Raw genomic sequence first — 20,400 nt, forward strand, 5'->3', positions numbered from 1 at the left:
CCTGTCATTGATTTTTTATAATGATTTTATAGTAATGTACAGTATTTTTCTATTTTATGCAACTACTTCTTTTGCGGATTGTACCATTTTTACAAAAAATTGATGTAAACGGTAGTCGTCCGTCAGTTCCGGATGAAACGCTGCACATAAGAAATGTCCTTGTTTAGCTGCTACGATTCGGTCGTTATGTTTAGAAAGAATTTCAACTTCAGGTCCTACTTCGACTATAAACGGAGCTCGGATAAATACACCCGCAAAATCTTCTCCAACACCGTGAATCATGAGGTCAGCCTCAAAACTGTCTACTTGTCGCCCGAACGCATTGCGCTCAACCGTCATATCGATCAATTCAAGGTGTGCCGTGTCTTGTCCTTGAATGCGTTTAGCCATCAAGATCAATCCTGCACATGTTCCGAAGACAGGTTTATTTTGTGCAAACTCCTTTAAAGGCTCAAGAAAACTGTATTTATCGATTAAACGTCTCATCGCTGTGCTCTCGCCGCCTGGTATCACCAATCCATCTAGACTGCTGAGCTCTTCAACACGTTTTACCGCAACTGCTTCTGCACCACTTGCTTCGAGCGCTGCCACATGCTCTCGTACAGCCCCTTGCAGTGCTAAGACTCCGATTTTTAGCATAAAATTACCAGCCTCGCTCCTGCATGCGCTCACCTTGAGCTAATGTAGAGATGTCGATCCCTTTCATAGCAGTTCCTAGACCTTTAGAAAGTTCAGCAATCAGTTTGTAGTCTTGGTAATGAGTTGTTGCTTCAACGATCGCACGAGCAAACTTTTCTGGGTTCTCAGATTTAAAGATCCCTGATCCTACAAATACACCGTCAGCACCAAGCTCCATCATAAGTGCTGCATCTGCTGGTGTTGCGATGCCGCCTGCTGCAAAGTTAACGACAGGAAGCTTGCCTGCTTTTTTAATTTGAAGAAGAATTTCAAATGGCGCTCCTAAGTTTTTCGCTTCTGTCATAAGCTCGTCTTCGCTCATGGCAACAACTTTACGGATTTGCCCTTGAATCATTCTCATGTGACGAACAGCTTCAACGATGTTACCTGTTCCAGGCTCACCTTTCGTACGAAGCATGGATGCACCTTCAGCAATACGGCGTGATGCCTCTCCAAGATCACGAGCACCGCATACGAATGGAACTGTGTAATCACTCTTCAATAAGTGGAAAACTTCATCTGCTGGCGTTAGTACTTCACTCTCATCGATGTAATCAACACCCATTGCTTCAAGCACGCGTGCCTCCACGATATGTCCGATACGAGCTTTCGCCATAACAGGAATAGAAACAGCATTCAGAACTTCTTCCGTAATCGTAGGATCTGCCATACGAGCTACGCCGCCTGCTGCACGAATATCTGAAGGAACGCGCTCAAGTGCCATTACGGCTACAGCTCCTGCAGCTTCAGCAATACGAGCCTGCTCAGCGTTTACAACGTCCATAATAACGCCGCCTTTTTGCATTTCTGCCATCCCTCGTTTAACACGTTCAGTACCTGTTTTTAACATGCTTACTACCCCCTGATTTTTATGTAGTGTTACCGATAATTTCGGTCGTTTTATATTAAAACTAGTATTCTCATCTATTTTATCGCAAATCATAAAAAGCGCAAGCTCTCTATATTTTCTGAAAAAAAAGCCCTTTAGCATGAGCTAAAGAGCTTTTAAACTGTTATGAAATTAGAACCAGCCTTTAACCATGTCAACTGTTCCAGACCAAAGTCCTCCAAAGAAACCGCCAACACCTCTAAGTGCAAGTACAAACCAGTTTGCTTTTTCAACAGATTGTGTTGTTACCACTTCTGTCTTACCTTTTGTGTCTCCATTAAGTAAATAGCCGTAATCTTCTCCGCTGCCCGTATACTCAATAATGATATGGCCAACTACTTCCCCTTTTTTAACTGGGGCAGTCAGTTCGCCGTCCTTTGTCATCTTCTTCTTATCCATAACAAACTTAGGCTTATAGTTTTCTTTTTCTCCTCTTTTAATCACCATTGAAAGAGGTTCTTTCGTAGCAACTTTTACTTCTTTTTCTTTACCCTTTACGACAGGGACTGTTTTGTTGCCTTTTACTTGATAATTCTTAGGTAGAATTTGCTCTTTTTCGAAGTTTGCAAATCCAAAATCAAATAACTTTTTTGTTTCTTTAAATCGATCTAAACGAGTACCTGTTTTCATAACAACTGAAATTAGGCGAGTATCTCCTTTTTTCACTGTACCTGTAAAACAGTTGCCTGCAAGATCAGTAGAACCTGTTTTAAGTCCGTCTACTCCTGCATAACCGCTATTTAGTTCAGGAAGCATCCAGTTCCAGTTTTCCATATTAATTTTGTCATCTGTACCTTCACGGAAAGTCATTCTTGGAATACTAGCTGTTTCTAATACTTCGGGATGATCTTGAAGCAGTCTGAAAGCAAGAATAGCGGTTGCACGAGCACTCATCATGTTTTCATCTGTTTCGGACCCACTCGAATGGTTACCGAACAAATCTTTATTGTTAAGACCTGTAGAGTTAACAAAATTATAATCTTTCATGCCAAACTCTTTAGCTTTGGCATTCATTTTCTTAACAAATTCACCCTCTGAACCAGCTAAAAGTTCAGCTAATGCAATCGTCGAACCATTGGCTGAATAAATCGCCATTGATTGATACAATTCTCGTACTGTATATTTTTCATCTACTCGTAATGGCACGTTTGACAATGTACGGTTTTGAGAAATCTTATGTGCATATTCAGAAATACTTGTTTTCTGATCCCATGAAATCTTGTCTTTATTAATTGCTTCGAGCAATAAGTATTCAGTCATCATCTTACTCATACTTGCAGGGGCAAGTAACTTATCAGCATTTTTCTGATATAATATTTTTCCTGTTTCTGCATCAACAAGAATAGCACCTTCAGCTTTAATATCTAAAGACGGCGCTGCACTTGCTGTTTGAGAAAAACTAAATAAACTTCCAACTACAAATGAAAATACTAGCGTCAACGCTAATAGTTGTTTTATCTTGCTGTTCAAAAAACTGCACCTCCATACCCATTTACACACAAAAATTATTGTAACATACACCTTTTCAAAAAAATAGACAGAGGTTATACCTCTGTCTTAAAATGCGTCTTTAGACTGAATAATTTGGTGCTTCTTTAGTAATTTGAACTTGGTGAGGGTGACTCTCCCGAAGACCGGCACCCGTGATTTTTACAAAACGGGAATCATTTTGAAGTTCGTCGATCGTCGCCGTTCCACAATAGCCCATACCAGAGCGAATACCGCCAATTAGCTGATAAACTGTATCTGCAAGAGGTCCTTTGTACGGCACACGTCCCTCAATGCCTTCTGGAACAAGCTTTTTATTATTTTCCTGGAAATATCGGTCGCTGCTGCCGCGTTCCATAGCTCCAACAGAACCCATTCCGCGATACACTTTAAACTGACGTCCTTGGAAGATTTCACGCTCTCCAGGGCTCTCTGATACGCCTGCAAGCATGCTGCCCAGCATTACAGCATTTCCGCCTGCTGCAATGGCTTTAACAATATCTCCAGAGTATTTAATACCGCCATCTGCGATAATCGGCACTCCATACTTCTTAGCTTCAGTCGCACAATCGTAAACAGCTGTCACTTGAGGTACACCTACCCCTGCTACAACACGTGTCGTACAGATCGATCCTGGTCCGATACCAACTTTAACAACACTTGCTCCTGCTTCGATCAAGTCACGAGTCGCTTCTGCGGTCGCAACGTTACCAGCAATAATTGTTAAGTCAGGATAAGCTTGTCTTACTTCACGAACTTTTTGAAGTACACCTTCAGAATGCCCATGCGCCGTATCAATAACAATTGCATCGACGCCTGCATCTACAAGCTTCTCTACGCGAAGAAGCGCATCCTTCGTAACACCAACTGCAGCACCTACAAGTAAACGTCCTTGAGAGTCTTTGGCTGAGTTAGGGAACTCGATAACTTTTTCAATATCCTTAATTGTGATTAAGCCTTGAAGGATCCCTTCATCATCAACTAATGGGAGCTTTTCAATTTTATATTGCTGAAGTGTTTTTTCAGCTTCTTTTAATGTAGTGCCTACTGGCGCGGTCACTAAGTTTTCTTTTGTCATAACATCTGAGATCTTAATGGAATAGTCTTGAACAAAACGCAGGTCACGGTTCGTTAAAATACCTACTAGCTTCTTATCTGCATCCACGATAGGTACACCGCTTATACGATATTTGCCCATTAAGTGTTCTGCATCAAATACTTGATGTTCGGGTGTCAGGTAGAACGGGTTTGTAATTACGCCACTTTCAGAACGTTTAACACGATCGATCTGTTCAGCTTGTTCTTCAATAGACATGTTCTTGTGAACGATTCCTAGTCCGCCTTGGCGTGCCATAGCGATCGCCATGTTTGCTTCTGTTACCGTGTCCATACCAGCACTGATAATCGGAATGTTCAATTGTACCGAATCAGATAACCTCGTTTTAATTGACACATCACCAGGCAAAACCGAAGACTTTGCTGGAATTAATAATACATCATCAAAAGTTAAACCTTCTTTTGCAAACTTATCTTGCCACATACCATAACCACCCCTTCAAATTTATCATCCTGAAAAATATTATTTGTAGATTATCAACTGGGTAAACTAGTGTCAAGGAATACAAAATATGTTCGATTTTTCAAATAATTTGTAAAGAGAGGATTGTTTAACAAATGATGATGCAACATGACGCGTGGACTCTGTTTGATATGTTCTTTTCCTCTCAAAAAACACAGCATTTTCTAAGTAAGCAATATGAAAAACTGAACATGGAAGACAGCAATGGAAAAAGTTTTGATAACACATATGGATTTATTTACTATATTGAACACGGAAAAAAATATTATAAATTAGCTGATCTTGCACCTATGGAATTAAAGCCTGTGCTTCTGTTTTATGGCATGACTCAACTTATGAAGGCTTGTATATTGTGTGCAGATCCCGAATACCCTGATTCAAGTGCCGTATTGGCACACGGACTCTCCACTAGAAAAAGGAAGAAGAGAAGTTATGAATTTCTTTACGATGAAGTGAAGGTACAAAAGACTGGGCTGTTTAATCATTTTTGTGAAAAACTGTTTCACATGAAACATGTGGAAGGTGAAAAATTCACGATGATCCATTTGCTTCAAACGCTGCCTGAATTAAGTCCACTGTTTAAACAAATGAATGGTGATGTAAATCTCATTAAGCTGCGTAAAGAAAACGAGGAGACATTTTTTCTCCCATTAAAATCAAACGATCGTCTACATATGTCAGAAGAAAGATTTCTTGAATATACGAACTCATTGTTCTCAGCCAAGTTTTCAATCGATTGGAAGGAAGACCATTCTGGATTCCTTCTTCGATCAAACGAAGCTTTAAAACCTTTTGATTGTTTCCCGTTATCTTATCATCTTTTTGAAAATACCTATTACTTGCCGGTCGACAGAGATAGGTTACAATCGCCAGAACTAAACGAATTTATGGTTCACTATGTGATCCTTTATAACTTAAGTATGCTTAGCAGATACGATACTGAATGGTGGAGTGAACTCTTCCATACGTATACCTCAGAAGAATTACCCTATATTAAGCAATTCCTAAACATTACTGCTCATAAAATGCCGTATCTTTTTGGGGAGATGCTGCAGTTGAGGAATTAGTTAGGTTGAAGGTATGGATTGTGAGCTTAAAGTGAGATGTTTACTTGTTGAGGTGGGCGGATTAAACACTAAAATCGGATAAAATTTTTTATCCGCGGATATATGGCCCTTATCCGCGGATATATTTTAAATTACCTTGGATATATTCAGGATTACCGTGGAATTATGTTTAGTTGGGTTGATGTGGAGAGGTTTTGAGGGCGAAATCAGGGGTGTTTTGATTAGGTTTTATGCTTGGATGGTCGTTGTAAGAGCTGATCGAGTTGCTTTTGGTTGGATTTTGGGAGCTTTTGCTGAAGAATATAGCGTGCTGGAAGATGGTTGAGGCCATCTTCTTCCTTTTTTCTCTTTCTAGATCCCTTAATCTTTTCGTAACACAAAAAAAAGAAGATGGATTTTCATCCATCTTCCTCATTTGCCTAGCGACGTCCTACTCTAACAGGGGGAGACCCCCAACTACCATCGGCGCTGAAGAGCTTAACTTCCGTGTTCGGTATGGGAACGGGTGTGACCTCTTCGCCATCATCACTAGACCTTATCATGACGTTAACCATGATTTATTAAGTTTAGAGAGTATGTTCTCTCAAAACTAGATACGACGTTTCCAAACGTTATGCATTTTAAGGATAAGCCCTCGACCGATTAGTATCTGTCAGCTCCACGTGTCACCACGCTTCCACACCAGACCTATCAACCTCATCATCTCTAAGGGGTCTTACTCACTTAACGTGATGGGAAATCTCATCTTGAGGGGGGCTTCATGCTTAGATGCTTTCAGCACTTATCCCGTCCACACGTAGCTACCCAGCTATGCCCCTGGCGGAACAACTGGTACACCAGCGGTGTGTCCATCCCGGTCCTCTCGTACTAAGGACAGCTCCTCTCAAATTTCCTGCGCCCGCGACGGATAGGGACCGAACTGTCTCACGACGTTCTGAACCCAGCTCGCGTACCGCTTTAATGGGCGAACAGCCCAACCCTTGGGACCTACTTCAGCCCCAGGATGCGATGAGCCGACATCGAGGTGCCAAACCTCCCCGTCGATGTGGACTCTTGGGGGAGATAAGCCTGTTATCCCCAGGGTAGCTTTTATCCGTTGAGCGATGGCCCTTCCATGCGGAACCACCGGATCACTAAGCCCGACTTTCGTCCCTGCTCGACTTGTAGGTCTCGCAGTCAAGCTCCCTTGTGCCTTTACACTCTGCGAATGATTTCCAACCATTCTGAGGGAACCTTTGGGCGCCTCCGTTACTGTTTAGGAGGCGACCGCCCCAGTCAAACTGCCCGCCTGACACTGTCTCCGAACCGGATCACGGTTCAAGGTTAGAATTTCAATACAGCCAGGGTAGTATCCCACCGACGCCTCCACCGAAGCTGGCGCTCCGGCTTCTCAGGCTCCTACCTATCCTGTACAAGCTGTACCAAAATCCAATATCAAGCTGCAGTAAAGCTCCATGGGGTCTTTCCGTCCTGTCGCGGGTAACCTGCATCTTCACAGGTACTATAATTTCACCGGGTCTCTCGTTGAGACAGTATCCAAGTCGTTACACCTTTCGTGCGGGTCGGAACTTACCCGACAAGGAATTTCGCTACCTTAGGACCGTTATAGTTACGGCCGCCGTTTACTGGGGCTTCAATTCAGAGCTTCTCCGTAAGGATAACCCCTCCTCTTAACCTTCCAGCACCGGGCAGGTGTCAGCCCCTATACTTCACCTTGCGGTTTCGCAGAGACCTGTGTTTTTGCTAAACAGTCGCTTGGATCTATTCACTGCGGCTCTCTCGGGCGATAAACCCTATCAGAGCACCCCTTCTCCCGAAGTTACGGGGTCATTTTGCCGAGTTCCTTAACGAGAGTTCTCCCGATCATCTTAGGATTCTCTCCTCGCCTACCTGTGTCGGTTTGCGGTACGGGCACCTCTTTCCTCACTAGAGGCTTTTCTTGGCAGTGTAGGATCAGGGACTTCGGTACTAAAATTTCCCTCGCCATCACAGCTCAGCCTTCACGTTGGGCGGATTTGCCTACCCAACAGCCTAACTGCTTAGACGCACTATTCCATCAGTGCGCTCACCCTACCTTACTGCGTCCCCCCATTGTTCAAACGGAAAGGAGGTGGTACAGGAATATCAACCTGTTATCCATCGCCTACGCTTTTCAGCCTCGGCTTAGGCCCCGACTAACCCTGAGCGGACGAGCCTTCCTCAGGAAACCTTAGGCTTTCGATGGACAAGATTCTCACTTGTCTTTCGCTACTCATACCGGCATTCTCACTTCAAAGCGCTCCACCAGTCCTTCCGGTCTGACTTCGCTGCACTTCGAACGCTCCCCTACCCCTGTACCATACGGTACAAGCCATAGCTTCGGTGATACGTTTAGCCCCGTTACATTTTCGGCGCAGAGTCACTCGACCAGTGAGCTATTACGCACTCTTTAAATGGTGGCTGCTTCTAAGCCAACATCCTGGTTGTCTGGGCAACTCCACATCCTTTGCCACTTAACGTATACTTTGGGACCTTAGCTGATGGTCTGGGCTGTTTCCCTTTTGACTACGGATCTTATCACTCGCAGTCTGACTCCCGCGGATAATTCTCTGGCATTCGGAGTTTGACTGAATTCGGTAACCCTGTGGGGGCCCCTAGTCCAATCAGTGCTCTACCTCCAGGAATCTTGCCGCGAGGCTAGCCCTAAAGCTATTTCGGGGAGAACCAGCTATCTCCGTGTTCGATTGGCATTTCACCCCTACCCACACCTCATCCCCGCACTTTTCAACGTGCGTGGGTTCGGGCCTCCATTCAGTGTTACCTGAACTTCACCCTGGACATGGGTAGATCACACGGTTTCGGGTCTACGACCACGTACTATGTCGCCCTATTCAGACTCGCTTTCGCTGCGGCTCCGTCTTATCAACTTAACCTTGCACGGGATCGTAACTCGCCGGTTCATTCTACAAAAGGCACGCCGTCACCCGTTAATGGGCTCCGACTACTTGTAGGCACACGGTTTCAGGATCTATTTCACTCCCCTTCCGGGGTGCTTTTCACCTTTCCCTCACGGTACTGGTTCACTATCGGTCACTAGGGAGTATTTAGCCTTGGGAGATGGTCCTCCCGGATTCCGACGGGGTTTCACGTGTCCCGCCGTACTCAGGATCCACTCAGGAGAGAACGAAGTTTCAGCTACAGGGCTGTTACCTTCTTTGGCTGGCCTTTCCAGACCGCTTCACCTACTTCGTTCCTTTGTAACTCCATGTAGAGTGTCCTACAACCCCAGAGGGCAAGCCCTCTGGTTTGGGCTGTTTCCGTTTCGCTCGCCGCTACTCAGGAAATCGCATTTGCTTTCTCTTCCTCCGGGTACTTAGATGTTTCAGTTCCCCGGGTCTGCCTTCTCATACCCTATGTATTCAGATATGGATACCATCCCATTACGGATGGTGGGTTCCCCCATTCGGAAATCCCCGGATCAATGCTTACTTACAGCTCCCCGAGGCATATCGGTGTTCGTCCCGTCCTTCTTCGGCTCCTAGTGCCAAGGCATCCACCGTGCGCCCTTTCTAGCTTAACCTTATATGATGTTTACACATCAAGATCTTGCTTGGCGCAGATAAATAATCTATCTGCCTTGCATATTGTTTGGATGTCGATATCTAGTTTTCAAAGAACATCTTGAAAGAACAGAAGTTCCTTCAAAACTGAACAAAAGAAGAATAGGTGTACTTACGAAACAGTCGAAGCTGTTTCATAATCTCCATAGAAAGGAGGTGATCCAGCCGCACCTTCCGATACGGCTACCTTGTTACGACTTCACCCCAATCATCTGTCCCACCTTCGGCGGCTGGCTCCCAAAAGGGTTACCCCACCGACTTCGGGTGTTACAAACTCTCGTGGTGTGACGGGCGGTGTGTACAAGGCCCGGGAACGTATTCACCGCGGCATGCTGATCCGCGATTACTAGCAATTCCGGCTTCATGTAGGCGAGTTGCAGCCTACAATCCGAACTGAGAATGACTTTTTGGGATTGGCTTGGCCTCGCGGCTTCGCAACCCTTTGTATCATCCATTGTAGCACGTGTGTAGCCCAGGTCATAAGGGGCATGATGATTTGACGTCATCCCCACCTTCCTCCGGTTTGTCACCGGCAGTCACCTTAGAGTGCCCAACTGAATGCTGGCAACTAAGGTCAAGGGTTGCGCTCGTTGCGGGACTTAACCCAACATCTCACGACACGAGCTGACGACAACCATGCACCACCTGTCACTTTGTCCCCCGAAGGGGAAAGCTCTATCTCTAGAGTGGTCAAAGGATGTCAAGACCTGGTAAGGTTCTTCGCGTTGCTTCGAATTAAACCACATGCTCCACTGCTTGTGCGGGCCCCCGTCAATTCCTTTGAGTTTCAACCTTGCGGTCGTACTCCCCAGGCGGAGTGCTTAATGTGTTAACTTCAGCACTGAGGGTGGAACCCCCCAACACCTAGCACTCATCGTTTACGGCGTGGACTACCAGGGTATCTAATCCTGTTTGCTCCCCACGCTTTCGCGCCTCAGCGTCAGTTACAGGCCAAAAAGCCGCCTTCGCCACTGGTGTTCCTCCACATCTCTACGCATTTCACCGCTACACGTGGAATTCCACTTTTCTCTCCTGCACTCAAGTCTCCCAGTTTCCAATGACCCTCCACGGTTGAGCCGTGGGCTTTCACATCAGACTTAAGAGACCGCCTGCGCGCGCTTTACGCCCAATAATTCCGGATAACGCTTGCCACCTACGTATTACCGCGGCTGCTGGCACGTAGTTAGCCGTGGCTTTCTGGTTAGGTACCGTCAAGGTACGAGCAGTTACTCTCGTACTTGTTCTTCTCTAACAACAGAGCTTTACGACCCGAAGGCCTTCATCGCTCACGCGGCGTTGCTCGGTCAGGCTTTCGCCCATTGCCGAAGATTCCCTACTGCTGCCTCCCGTAGGAGTCTGGGCCGTGTCTCAGTCCCAGTGTGGCCGATCACCCTCTCAGGTCGGCTACGCATCGTCGCCTTGGTGAGCCGTTACCTCACCAACTAGCTAATGCGCCGCGGGCTCATCTGTAAGTGTCAGCCGAAACCGACTTTCAAAAAGAAGAAATGCTTCTTCTCTTATTATCCGGTATTAGCCCCGGTTTCCCGGAGTTATCCCCGTCTTACAGGCAGATTACCCACGTGTTACTCACCCGTCCGCCGCTAAATCAGAGGAGCAAGCTCCTCTTCATTCGCTCGACTTGCATGTATTAGGCACGCCGCCAGCGTTCATCCTGAGCCAGGATCAAACTCTCCATAAAAGTGTTTGTCTTGCTCGATTTTAAAACTGACGGAATTAATTTAATTCCTTACCTATTTCTTTTGTTCAGTTTTCAAAGAACTGTGTGTTTCGTTCGCCGTTTTGTTTTGGCGACTTTAATAATATACCACGCTGAAGCACTAGAGTCAATAACTTTCTTTAACTTTTTTAAAAACATTTCATTGTGAAACATTTAAGCATGCTAGCGATTTATGAAGTGCTGTTCTTAAGACAGCTTGATTAGTTTACCACGGTTGCCAACCCGTGGCAATACCCAAAATAAAAAAGCTTCTATCCTAAGATAAAAGCTCTTCAATAAAGAGGTCGTTTCTGCTTTTCAGTGCAAGGAACTCACCGGTGGAGTCCAGTTTTATCATCGGTCTTGTCGGTTGGCTTTCTTCTATAAATACAATTTCCCCAACGTCATAGTTTGTTAGTCTTACACGGCTTCCGACAGAGAAAGTGGACAGCCCCGATAACAGAGCGGAAATGACTTGATGATCAAACTTCCCAAACTGATCCTTCATCATCATCTCGATCACTTTAAATGCAGACTGTTTGCTTCGATATGGCCGCTCGGCTGTCATGGCTAGATATACGTCTGCAATTGCAAGGACCTTACTGAAAGGATGAAGTTTGTTTCCTTGCACTTTTAACGGATAGCCAGATCCATCTTCTCTTTCGTGATGCTGCAGAACGCCAAGCAGAACACCTTCTTTAATAGATGGTATCTTTTTAAGCATATTGTAACCATGAATCGTATGCTTTTTTACTTCATCAAACTCAAGCGTTGTTAAGGAACCACTCTTTTTTAATAAAGTTGGCTGAACTTTTGACATTCCACAATCTGAGAGCACTCCTGCTATACCGATCTGGATGCAATCCCCGCTTGAAAAATTTAGTTTCTTCGCTAAGAACGTGCTTAAAATACCAACTGAGACAGCATGGTGATAAATATAGTCGGAACTCGTAGCGTAATGATGCAGCAGTAAAATCTCTCGCGGGACGTTCGCCCCTGCCTCAAGGACAGGAAGAACACTCTGTCGCACTTCGAGCATGTCGACCGGACTGCCAGATTGCCAATTTGTAAAAAGCTGCTTATATCGCTTTACGGTTTGAAGGTATAATCCGGCAAACGATGCTTCTTCTTTTTCTGGTTTCACGTTAAGTGCTTTTTCTTCCGATTTGGCTGCTTCACCTTTAGCAGATTCACCTTTAATAGAGGTTTCTTTTTTTCTATTCGAAGGCGTTGTACCAAAACCAGATTCATTTAAAACATCAATCTCTTCAATTTGAAAACGAGTCAGCACACGCAGATGCTCTGAATTCAAAATAGTATTTCTGTTAACGATTGGCTGATTAGTCATGGAGAATACATCCTGAACCATCATCTGACCGACCTTTGCTTGACTCGTTTTAATCTTCATACGTATGATACTCCTTTAATTTGGAAATTCTTACTTTCATTTTACATATAAAAAAGAGGAAAATGTATAGTCATTTTCCTCTTTTAAGAAATTACTCGTTATTCTCTTCGTTTTCTTCTGAATCTGCAGCAGTTGTTTGTTCGGTTTCTTCAGTTGCAGTTGGTGCTTCACCTTCAATTACGATCGGGTCACCATTTTCATCTAAGATCTCATCCGTTTCTTCTTCACGTTCGACAACAGCTACGGTTGCTACGTGGTTCGAATCGTTCATGGTCATCAGTCTAACACCTTGCGTGTTACGTCCCATTTGAGAGATTCCTGAAATGTTCATTCGAATAATGATCCCTTTAGCGGTAATAATCATGAGATCTTCTTCGTCTGTTACGGTCTTCAATGTAACAACTGGACCGTTCTTTTCAGTGATGTTTACGGTTTTGATCCCCTTACCACCACGTGATTGAAGTCGGTATTCACTCATAGGTGTACGTTTTCCATAACCTCTATCCGTTACTATCAAGATGTCTTGTGTTTCATCCAAGACTTCCATCCCTACAACAGCATCGTCGTCACCAAGGGTAATCGCTTTAACACCAGTAGCTGTTCTGCCCATAGATCTAACATCTGTTTCTTGATAACGGATTGACATACCTTGCTTCGTTCCTACGATGATATCCTTTGTTCCATCTGTCAAACGAACGCCCATCAGTTCGTCCTCTTCACGAAGGTTGATCGCAAAAAGTCCGCCTTTACGGATGTTGCTGTACGCTGATAACGGAGAACGTTTCGTAATTCCTTGCTTCGTCATGAAATTAAGGTAGATTTCATCACTTTCCATATCTTCAACCGGTATTACAGCTGAAATCGTCTCACCTTGTTCGATCTGCAGCAAGTTGATGATCGGAATTCCTTTTGCTGTTCTTCCGTATTCAGGAATCTCGTAGCCTTTTAGCCTATAAGCTTTCCCTTTATTCGTAAAGAATAGGATATAGTTATGCGTATTTGTCGTAAACAACTGCTCGACAAAGTCATCTTCACTCGTGCCCATTCCTTGAATCCCTTTTCCTCCACGGCGCTGTGAACGATAAGTGGAAATAGGAAGACGCTTGATGTAGCCTTTGTTCGTTAATGTAATAACGATGTTTGAACGAGGAATCAGATCTTCGTCTTCGATACTATTAAATCCTACAGAAATGATTGTACGTCTTGGGTTATCGTATTTTTCCTTGATTTCAGTCAGCTCAGTACGAATGATCTCAAGAATTTTCTCTTCATCTGCTAAGATTGCTCTTAATTCAGTAATTATAGCAACTAGATCATTATATTCGTTCTCGATCTTGTCTCGCTCTAAACCTGTTAAGCGCTGCAATCGCATATCTAAAATAGCTTGAGATTGCTCGTAGCTTAATTCAAACTTCTCCATCAATCCTTCACGAGCAATGTCAGTTGTTCTTGAACCACGGATCATTGCGATTACTTCATCCAGATGATCAAGTGCGATACGGAGACCTTCTAAGATATGAGCTCTCGCTTCTGCTTTTTTAAGATCAAATTCCGTACGGCGGCGAATGATAACTTGCTGATGCTTCAAATAATGATAAAGAAATTCTTTTATGTTGAGAACCTTTGGATGCCCATCAACAAGTGCTAGCATATTGATACCAAAGCTTGTCTGAAGAGCTGTTTGTTTATATAAATTATTTAAAATAACATTTGCATTTGCGTCACGGCGTACTTCCATCACGATACGCATACCGTTTCGGTCAGACTCATCACGAAGGTCCGTGATTCCTTCAATCTTTTTATCGCGAACGAGTTCAGCGATTTTTTCGATAAGACGAGCTTTGTTTACTTGGTAAGGAAGCTCAGTCACGATGATCGCTTGTTTTCCGCTAGGCATCTCTTCGATCTCGGCTTTAGCACGGATAATGATAGAACCTCTTCCGGTTTGGTAAGCCTTACGAATTCCTTCACGCCCTAAAATTTCACCGGCGGTAGGAAAGTCTGGGCCTGGGATAATTTCCATCAGCTCAGGGATTGTGATATCCGGATTTTCACTTACTGCTAAAACTCCATCGATTACCTCACCTAAGTGATGCGGCGGAATGTTCGTTGCCATACCAACCGCGATTCCAGCAGCACCATTTACGAGTAAGTTCGGAAAACGGGCAGGTAGTACAACGGGCTCTTGTTCAGATCCATCATAGTTATCTTTGTAACCGATCGTGTCTTTGTTTATGTCTCGCACCATTTCCATGGCGATTTTAGACATACGCGCCTCAGTATAACGCATTGCTGCCGCAGCATCGCCGTCGACCGAACCGAAGTTACCGTGGCCATCGATCAGCATGTGGCGGAAGTTGAAATCCTGTGCCATACGAACCATCGTATCGTATACAGCAGAGTCGCCGTGAGGATGGTACTTACCGATTACTTCACCAACGATACGAGCAGACTTTTTATATGCCTTGTCGGCAGTCATGCCAAGATCATTCATGGCATAAAGAATACGTCGGTGAACGGGCTTTAATCCGTCACGTACATCTGGCAATGCTCGGCTGACAATAACACTCATGGCATAATCCATAAAGGATGCACGCATTTCCGTACTAATATTTATTTCTTTAATCCGGGAACGTTCCATTTCAGACATTCGTTTTACCTCCATAACCTCTTAAAAACAGGTTTTTAAAGCCCCCTAATTCGAGCTTAAACGAACCGAAACTGGACCTTGTCCAGCTTCAGCAATTTCTATATTTTAGTTTCAGCACAAAAAGGAAGTACTGAAACGTTCTTAATTAGATATCTAAATTCTTTACGTACTGCGCATTTTCTTGGATAAAATCACGGCGCGGTTCTACTTTGTCGCCCATTAAGATCTCGAACGTTTCATCAGCAGCCATCGCGTCCTTCATTTCTACTTGAAGCAGTGTACGTGTCTCAGGATCCATTGTCGTTTCCCACAGCTGGGTAGGATTCATCTCACCAAGACCCTTATAGCGCTGAAGCTGCGGCTTAGGAACTTGCGGAAGTTCAGCTAATAATTTTTCGAGCTCTTTATCATTGTAGGCGTATTCGATACGTTTCCCTTGCTGCACTTTGTATAGCGGCGGCTGGGCAATATAGATATAACCATGTTCAATGATCGGACGCATGTACCGGTAAAAGAAAGTCAGAAGCAGCGTACGGATATGCGCGCCATCGACATCGGCATCTGTCATGATGATGATCTTATGATAACGAGCTTTTGAAATATCAAACTCTTCAGCGATTCCCGTACCTAGTGCTGTAATGATGGCACGAACTTCATTATTGGAGAGAATCTTGTCTAGTCTAGCTTTTTCAACGTTAATGATCTTACCGCGAAGAGGCAAGATCGCTTGGAAGTGACGGTCACGGCCCTGCTTTGCAGATCCACCGGCAGAGTCACCCTCTACCACGTAAATTTCAGAGATACTTGCATCTTTGGAAGAACAGTCTGCCAGTTTACCAGGTAAAGAAGATACTTCTAATGCACTCTTGCGGCGTGTGAGTTCACGCGCTTTTTTAGCAGCGACACGCGCACGGAGCGCCATCATTCCTTTTTCAACGATTGATTTTGCTACAACAGGATTCTCCATCATGAAAGAAGAGAACGTCTCAGAGAAGATCGATTCTGTTATTTGTCTTGCTTCAGAGTTTCCGAGTTTCGTTTTCGTTTGACCTTCGAACTGTGGATCCGGGTGTTTGATTGAGATGATCGCTGTCAAACCTTCACGGACGTCTTCACCCGTCAGGTTCGTATCGTTGTCTTTAAACAGACTATTCTTACGGCCATAATCATTGATCACACGTGTTAGGGCTGTTTTAAACCCGGACTCATGCGTTCCACCCTCATGTGTATTAATGTTATTGGCAAACGAATAGATGTTGCTTGCATAACTGTCGTTATATTGGAATGCAATCTCAACAGAGATGCCGTCCTTTTCGCCTTCAACGAAAATTGGTTCTTCATGCAGCACTTCACGTGTACGGTTAATGTGCTCAACATAGGATTTAATTCCGCCTTCATAGTGGTATTCCTTCGTAACAGGCTCTTCGCCGCGCTTATCTTCTGCGATAATGCGAAGTCCGCGGTTTAAGTATGCCAATTCGCGAATACGGTTTGATAAAGTCGGGAAATCATATTCTAATGATTCTGTGAAAATTTCAGGGTCTGGTTTGAAGTGAGTGCGTGTACCTGTTTTATCTGTTTCACCGATCACTTTAAGATCTGCAGTCGGCACGCCGCGTTCATATGATTGATAGTGCAGTTTTCCATCACGGGAAACCGTTACTTCAAGCATTGTTGACAACGCATTAACAACAGAGGCACCAACGCCATGCAGTCCGCCTGACACTTTGTATCCGCCGCCGCCAAACTTTCCGCCGGCATGGAGAACCGTCATGATAACTTCTAGTGCGGGTCTTCCCATCTTTTCATGCATACCAACAGGGATACCACGTCCGTTATCTTCTACAGTGATGCTGTTATCTTCTTCGATCGTAATTCGAATCGTGTCGCAATAGCCCGCTAAAGCTTCATCGATCGAGTTATCCACGATCTCCCAAACGAGATGGTGCAATCCGCGTACATTTGTAGCACCAATATACATCCCAGGACGTTTTCGGACGGCTTCAAGACCCTCTAGTACCTGGATATTACTTTCATCATAATTTTGTTGATGTTCTAACTTTTGTTCAGTCGTCAATTCGTTCACCTTCATTCCGGTTTAAAAACGCTTTATTTATAAAACCTTTATTTTATATTCCAGCCATTTTCAAGTTCGAGGCGATCAGAGGCTCTCTTTTTTAACGTAGAGGCAGACAGAGGAGATAGATAGATCGTTTTGTCTGTTATGATTACAGATTTTGCAGCATTCCCGCTAAGATCAGTTAAGGTCTGATTGCTTTCATGCTTTTTAAGAAACTCACCAGCTAACTCAGAAGCTTTTAATGCATTGATATCCAAGATTGCAAGTACATCTTTAGAATGAATAACTTCTTCATCACCTAAATGCAGAAGCAATGTCCTCACCTCATTTCAAACGTTCTATAGAGCCTGAATGAACTTTATATGTTGCGGCTTTCTCCAGTGTTTCGTGATGTATTCCTTCCACACTGGTCGTTGTAACAAAGGTTTGTACTTTCCCTTGAATCGTATTTAAAAGATGAGATTGTCTGAAATCATCTAGTTCAGATAACACATCGTCCAAGAGGAGGATCGGGTATTCTCCGACTTCTGAATGAATCAAATCAATTTCAGCAAGCTTCAAAGAGAGAGCAGTCGTACGCTGCTGTCCTTGAGATCCGAATGTCTGCACGTCTTTTCCGTTAACAGAAAAAAGCAAATCATCCCGATGAGGACCAAATAAAGAAGTTCCCCGTTCAATCTCTTTTTCTTTTATTTTACCAAACTTTATATGAAACGCTTCTATCATTTTCGACAAGTCGAGCTCATCACATACCTCTATAGTCGGTTTGTAATGAATTTTTAAACTTTCTAAGCCTCTAGATATTCCATGATGAATAGGCTCTGCCCAACTTTGGAGCTTTTCCATGTAATTCATGCGTTTCAGCGTCACTCTGGCCGCTTTATCAATAAGCTGTTCGGTTAAGATCTCCAGCATCGTCATATTTTCCGGACTTTTTTTGCGATACATCTCTCTTAATAAAGAGTTTCGCTGAGATAAAATCTTTTGGTACACAGAAAGGTCATTTAAGTAAACCGCGTTAACCTGGCCGATTTCCATGTCAATAAAACGACGACGCACCTGCGGACTGCCTTTTACAAGATTGAGATCCTCAGGTGCAAACATGACCACATTAAGATGTCCGACGTAATCTGTTAATCGTCTCTGTTCAATGCGGCTGATTTTCGCTTTTTTTCCTTTTTGTGAGATGACGAGGCTTAAATCAAAAGAACTGTTTCTCTTTTTGATGCTACCCTCTATTTTAGCATATTCTTCGTCCCAAGATATCAACTCTTTATCTTTTGCCGTTCGATAGGATCTCGCCATAGCCAAAACATAGATGGATTCCATGACGTTTGTTTTCCCTTGGGCATTCTCACCGAGAAAAACATTGACCTTATTCTCAAATTCAAGAGACTGTTCTTTATAGTTACGGTAATTCCTAAGTTGAAGCTTTTCAATATGCAAAGGGATTCCCCCTATTCCGTTGTTACCTTAAACTCTCCTACGTCCGGAATGGACACGACATCACCCGCATATAATTTTTTCCCTCGGCGTGTTTCATGCTCTCCGTTCACAAGAACTTCATGTTCTGCTAAATACCATTTTACCATTCCTCCCGATTGGATGACATCGGTAGTTTTCAACAGTTGTTGAAGTGTTATAAATTCTGTGTTGATCTTAACGTTTTCCATTTTTAAAAAAACCTCCTGGTTGTTTCTTTGTTGATTGTGAATGTGGTTGATCTGCGTTCCAGGTGCTCGCTTTCCGCGGGGCGTGCGGTGAGCCACCTCGGCGCTTCGCTCTTAGGTGTCTCACCTGTCCCGCTGATCCCCCAGGAGTCTCGCACCTTGCACTCCGATCAACTAGTCATAGAAGAGAAAAATGAATAACAATTATTAAAAATCAAAAACCTGATAGTCCTAGTGTCTCCAAAAAACGATGGACTTAGAAAGAAAAGAAAGCCACCGGTCATTCCGGCAGCTTTATATATTAGTAAGTTCTTACAGGTAAGATTAACTGGCGAATCGTATCATCTGATACGGGCTGGATGAGGAACGGTCTCATCGCACCTGTGAATAGAATGCTGATTTCTGAGCAATCCATTACTTTAAGAGCTTCCATTACGTACTTTGCGTTAAACGAAATCTTCAGCTCTTCTCCTTCGATTTCTTCTGCGATCATGTGTTCAAAAACTTTACCGATCTCAGGAGAGTTTGAAGAAAGTTCGATGGTTTGGTTATCGAGTGTAGCTAATTTAACTACATTGTTTCGTCCTTCTCTCGCCAATAGAGAAGCACGGTCGATCGCTTGTAAAAATTCTTTTGTTTTCAGCACGAACGTCGTCTTGCTCTCTGAAGGAATCAACTTCGATGTATCAGGATAGTTGCCATCTAATAGTCTTGAGAACAGCAAAATGTTCTTAGCCTTAAATAGAATCTGATTGTTCGTTACAACAATCTGTACTTTTTCTGCAGACTCATCAAGAATTTTAGAAAGTTCGTTCAAGCTTTTACCAGGAATAACTACGTTTTGAAAAGATAGTTCTTCAGCTTGTGAATCAATCGGCATCTTGCGTTCTGCCAATCTATGGCTATCTGTTGCAATACAGTTAAGTACACCATCAACTAACGTCCAATTCACACCTGTTAAGATAGGGCGTGTTTCTGAGGCGGACACCGCAAAGACAGTTTGACGGATCATTGTTTTTAGAAGATCACTTTGAATTTCAAATACTAAATCCTCTTCAATCTGCGGTAATCTTGGGTATTCTTCTGGATCAAGGCCTAACAGACTAAATTCAGAGGCACCAGAACGAAGCGTTGTTTCAAAACGTTCTCCAACTTCAATCTCAACAGATTCATTCGGAAGCTTTTTAACGATCTCCGAAAAATAACGAGCTGGAAGAACGACACTTCCTTCTTGTTTCACTTCGATATGTACAAGATCGCCTTCTTCAACCGGTATCAGTCGTTCAATAGAAATATCAGAATCACTACCAGTCAGATGTACACCATCATATGTCACTTCCATTTTGATTCCCGTTAAAATTGGAATAGTAGTTCGGGATGATACAGCTTTCATGACATCTTGAACAGCTTCGATCAATTGGTTTAATTGAATCTTAACTTTCATTATTTTGCCCCCCTGATATTTATTAAAATCTTTTAAAAAAATAGTAGTAATAGTACTAGGCGCTGTGAATGTGTGGATAACTCCAGAAAACAAAGATAGAACAGCCTATCCACATGTGGACAGACTGTGCA

13 protein-coding genes, 3 rRNA genes and 1 other annotated feature (1 of these 17 cut by a window edge) are annotated in these 20,400 nt (G+C 43.7%); of the genes, 1 reads left to right on the forward strand and 15 read right to left on the reverse strand.

Annotated elements, in window-relative coordinates:
- Positions 1–17, reverse strand: a binding site (T-box leader) (it extends 202 nt beyond the left edge of the window).
- Between the two features lie 37 nt (positions 18–54).
- The 4 genes from pdxT to guaB form a co-directional block, all read right to left on the reverse strand.
- A complete protein-coding gene (gene pdxT, locus QUF49_RS00505; protein WP_289493798.1) occupies positions 55–639 on the reverse strand; it encodes a pyridoxal 5'-phosphate synthase glutaminase subunit PdxT in 585 nt (194 codons plus the stop codon).
- 4 nt (positions 640–643) lie between these two features.
- On the reverse strand, positions 644–1,528 hold the full coding sequence (gene pdxS, locus QUF49_RS00510) for a pyridoxal 5'-phosphate synthase lyase subunit PdxS (RefSeq protein WP_289493799.1): 885 nt from the start codon (positions 1,526–1,528) through the stop codon (positions 644–646).
- A 171-nt stretch (positions 1,529–1,699) separates the two neighbouring features.
- Complete coding sequence (locus tag QUF49_RS00515; RefSeq protein ID WP_425590448.1) at positions 1,700–3,037, reverse strand: D-alanyl-D-alanine carboxypeptidase family protein; 1,338 nt, start codon at positions 3,035–3,037, stop codon at positions 1,700–1,702.
- Between the two features lie 100 nt (positions 3,038–3,137).
- The gene (guaB, locus tag QUF49_RS00520) at positions 3,138–4,595 is read right to left on the reverse strand and encodes an IMP dehydrogenase (protein ID WP_289493801.1); all 1,458 of its coding nucleotides are present in this window, start codon (positions 4,593–4,595) and stop codon (positions 3,138–3,140) included.
- Positions 4,596–4,729: 134 nt separating this feature from the next.
- On the opposite strand from guaB, the gene QUF49_RS00525 reads away from it, so the two are divergent.
- Entirely contained in the window at positions 4,730–5,701 is a 972-nt protein-coding gene (locus tag QUF49_RS00525) for a YaaC family protein (protein ID WP_289493803.1), read from the forward strand.
- Positions 5,702–6,118: 417 nt separating this feature from the next.
- Here the strand turns inward: QUF49_RS00525 and rrf are convergent.
- From rrf to dnaN, 11 genes are all read right to left on the reverse strand, one after another.
- Positions 6,119–6,234, reverse strand: a 5S ribosomal RNA gene (gene rrf / locus QUF49_RS00530).
- A gap of 89 nt (positions 6,235–6,323) precedes the next feature.
- A 23S ribosomal RNA gene (locus tag QUF49_RS00535) occupies positions 6,324–9,260 on the reverse strand.
- A gap of 189 nt (positions 9,261–9,449) precedes the next feature.
- Positions 9,450–10,999: ribosomal RNA gene (locus tag QUF49_RS00540) — 16S ribosomal RNA — on the reverse strand.
- Together the 16S, 23S and 5S rRNA genes form the textbook arrangement of a ribosomal RNA operon.
- Before the next feature lie 295 nt (positions 11,000–11,294).
- On the reverse strand, positions 11,295–12,425 hold the full coding sequence (locus QUF49_RS00545) for an HD-GYP domain-containing protein (RefSeq protein WP_289493805.1): 1,131 nt from the start codon (positions 12,423–12,425) through the stop codon (positions 11,295–11,297).
- A gap of 91 nt (positions 12,426–12,516) precedes the next feature.
- The gene (gene gyrA, locus QUF49_RS00550; RefSeq protein ID WP_289493807.1) at positions 12,517–15,075 is read right to left on the reverse strand and encodes a DNA gyrase subunit A; all 2,559 of its coding nucleotides are present in this window, start codon (positions 15,073–15,075) and stop codon (positions 12,517–12,519) included.
- A gap of 145 nt (positions 15,076–15,220) precedes the next feature.
- Complete coding sequence (gene gyrB, locus QUF49_RS00555; protein ID WP_425590449.1) at positions 15,221–17,167, reverse strand: DNA topoisomerase (ATP-hydrolyzing) subunit B; 1,947 nt, start codon at positions 17,165–17,167, stop codon at positions 15,221–15,223.
- 32 nt (positions 17,168–17,199) lie between these two features.
- The gene (remB, locus tag QUF49_RS00560; protein WP_289493810.1) at positions 17,200–17,469 is read right to left on the reverse strand and encodes an extracellular matrix regulator RemB; all 270 of its coding nucleotides are present in this window, start codon (positions 17,467–17,469) and stop codon (positions 17,200–17,202) included.
- Positions 17,470–17,479: 10 nt separating this feature from the next.
- Complete coding sequence (recF, locus tag QUF49_RS00565) at positions 17,480–18,601, reverse strand: DNA replication/repair protein RecF (RefSeq protein WP_289493812.1); 1,122 nt, start codon at positions 18,599–18,601, stop codon at positions 17,480–17,482.
- An 11-nt stretch (positions 18,602–18,612) separates the two neighbouring features.
- Complete coding sequence (gene yaaA, locus QUF49_RS00570; protein WP_066244167.1) at positions 18,613–18,828, reverse strand: S4 domain-containing protein YaaA; 216 nt, start codon at positions 18,826–18,828, stop codon at positions 18,613–18,615.
- A gap of 2 nt (positions 18,829–18,830) precedes the next feature.
- A complete protein-coding gene (locus tag QUF49_RS00575) occupies positions 18,831–18,983 on the reverse strand; it encodes a hypothetical protein (RefSeq protein ID WP_289493815.1) in 153 nt (50 codons plus the stop codon).
- 143 nt (positions 18,984–19,126) lie between these two features.
- Entirely contained in the window at positions 19,127–20,269 is a 1,143-nt protein-coding gene (dnaN, locus tag QUF49_RS00580; protein ID WP_289493816.1) for a DNA polymerase III subunit beta, read from the reverse strand.
- Positions 20,270–20,400 lie beyond the last annotated feature (131 nt).

This window comes from Fictibacillus sp. b24 (assembly GCF_030348825.1).
In the GTDB taxonomy this organism is placed as follows: Bacteria; Bacillota; Bacilli; order Bacillales; family Fictibacillaceae; genus Fictibacillus.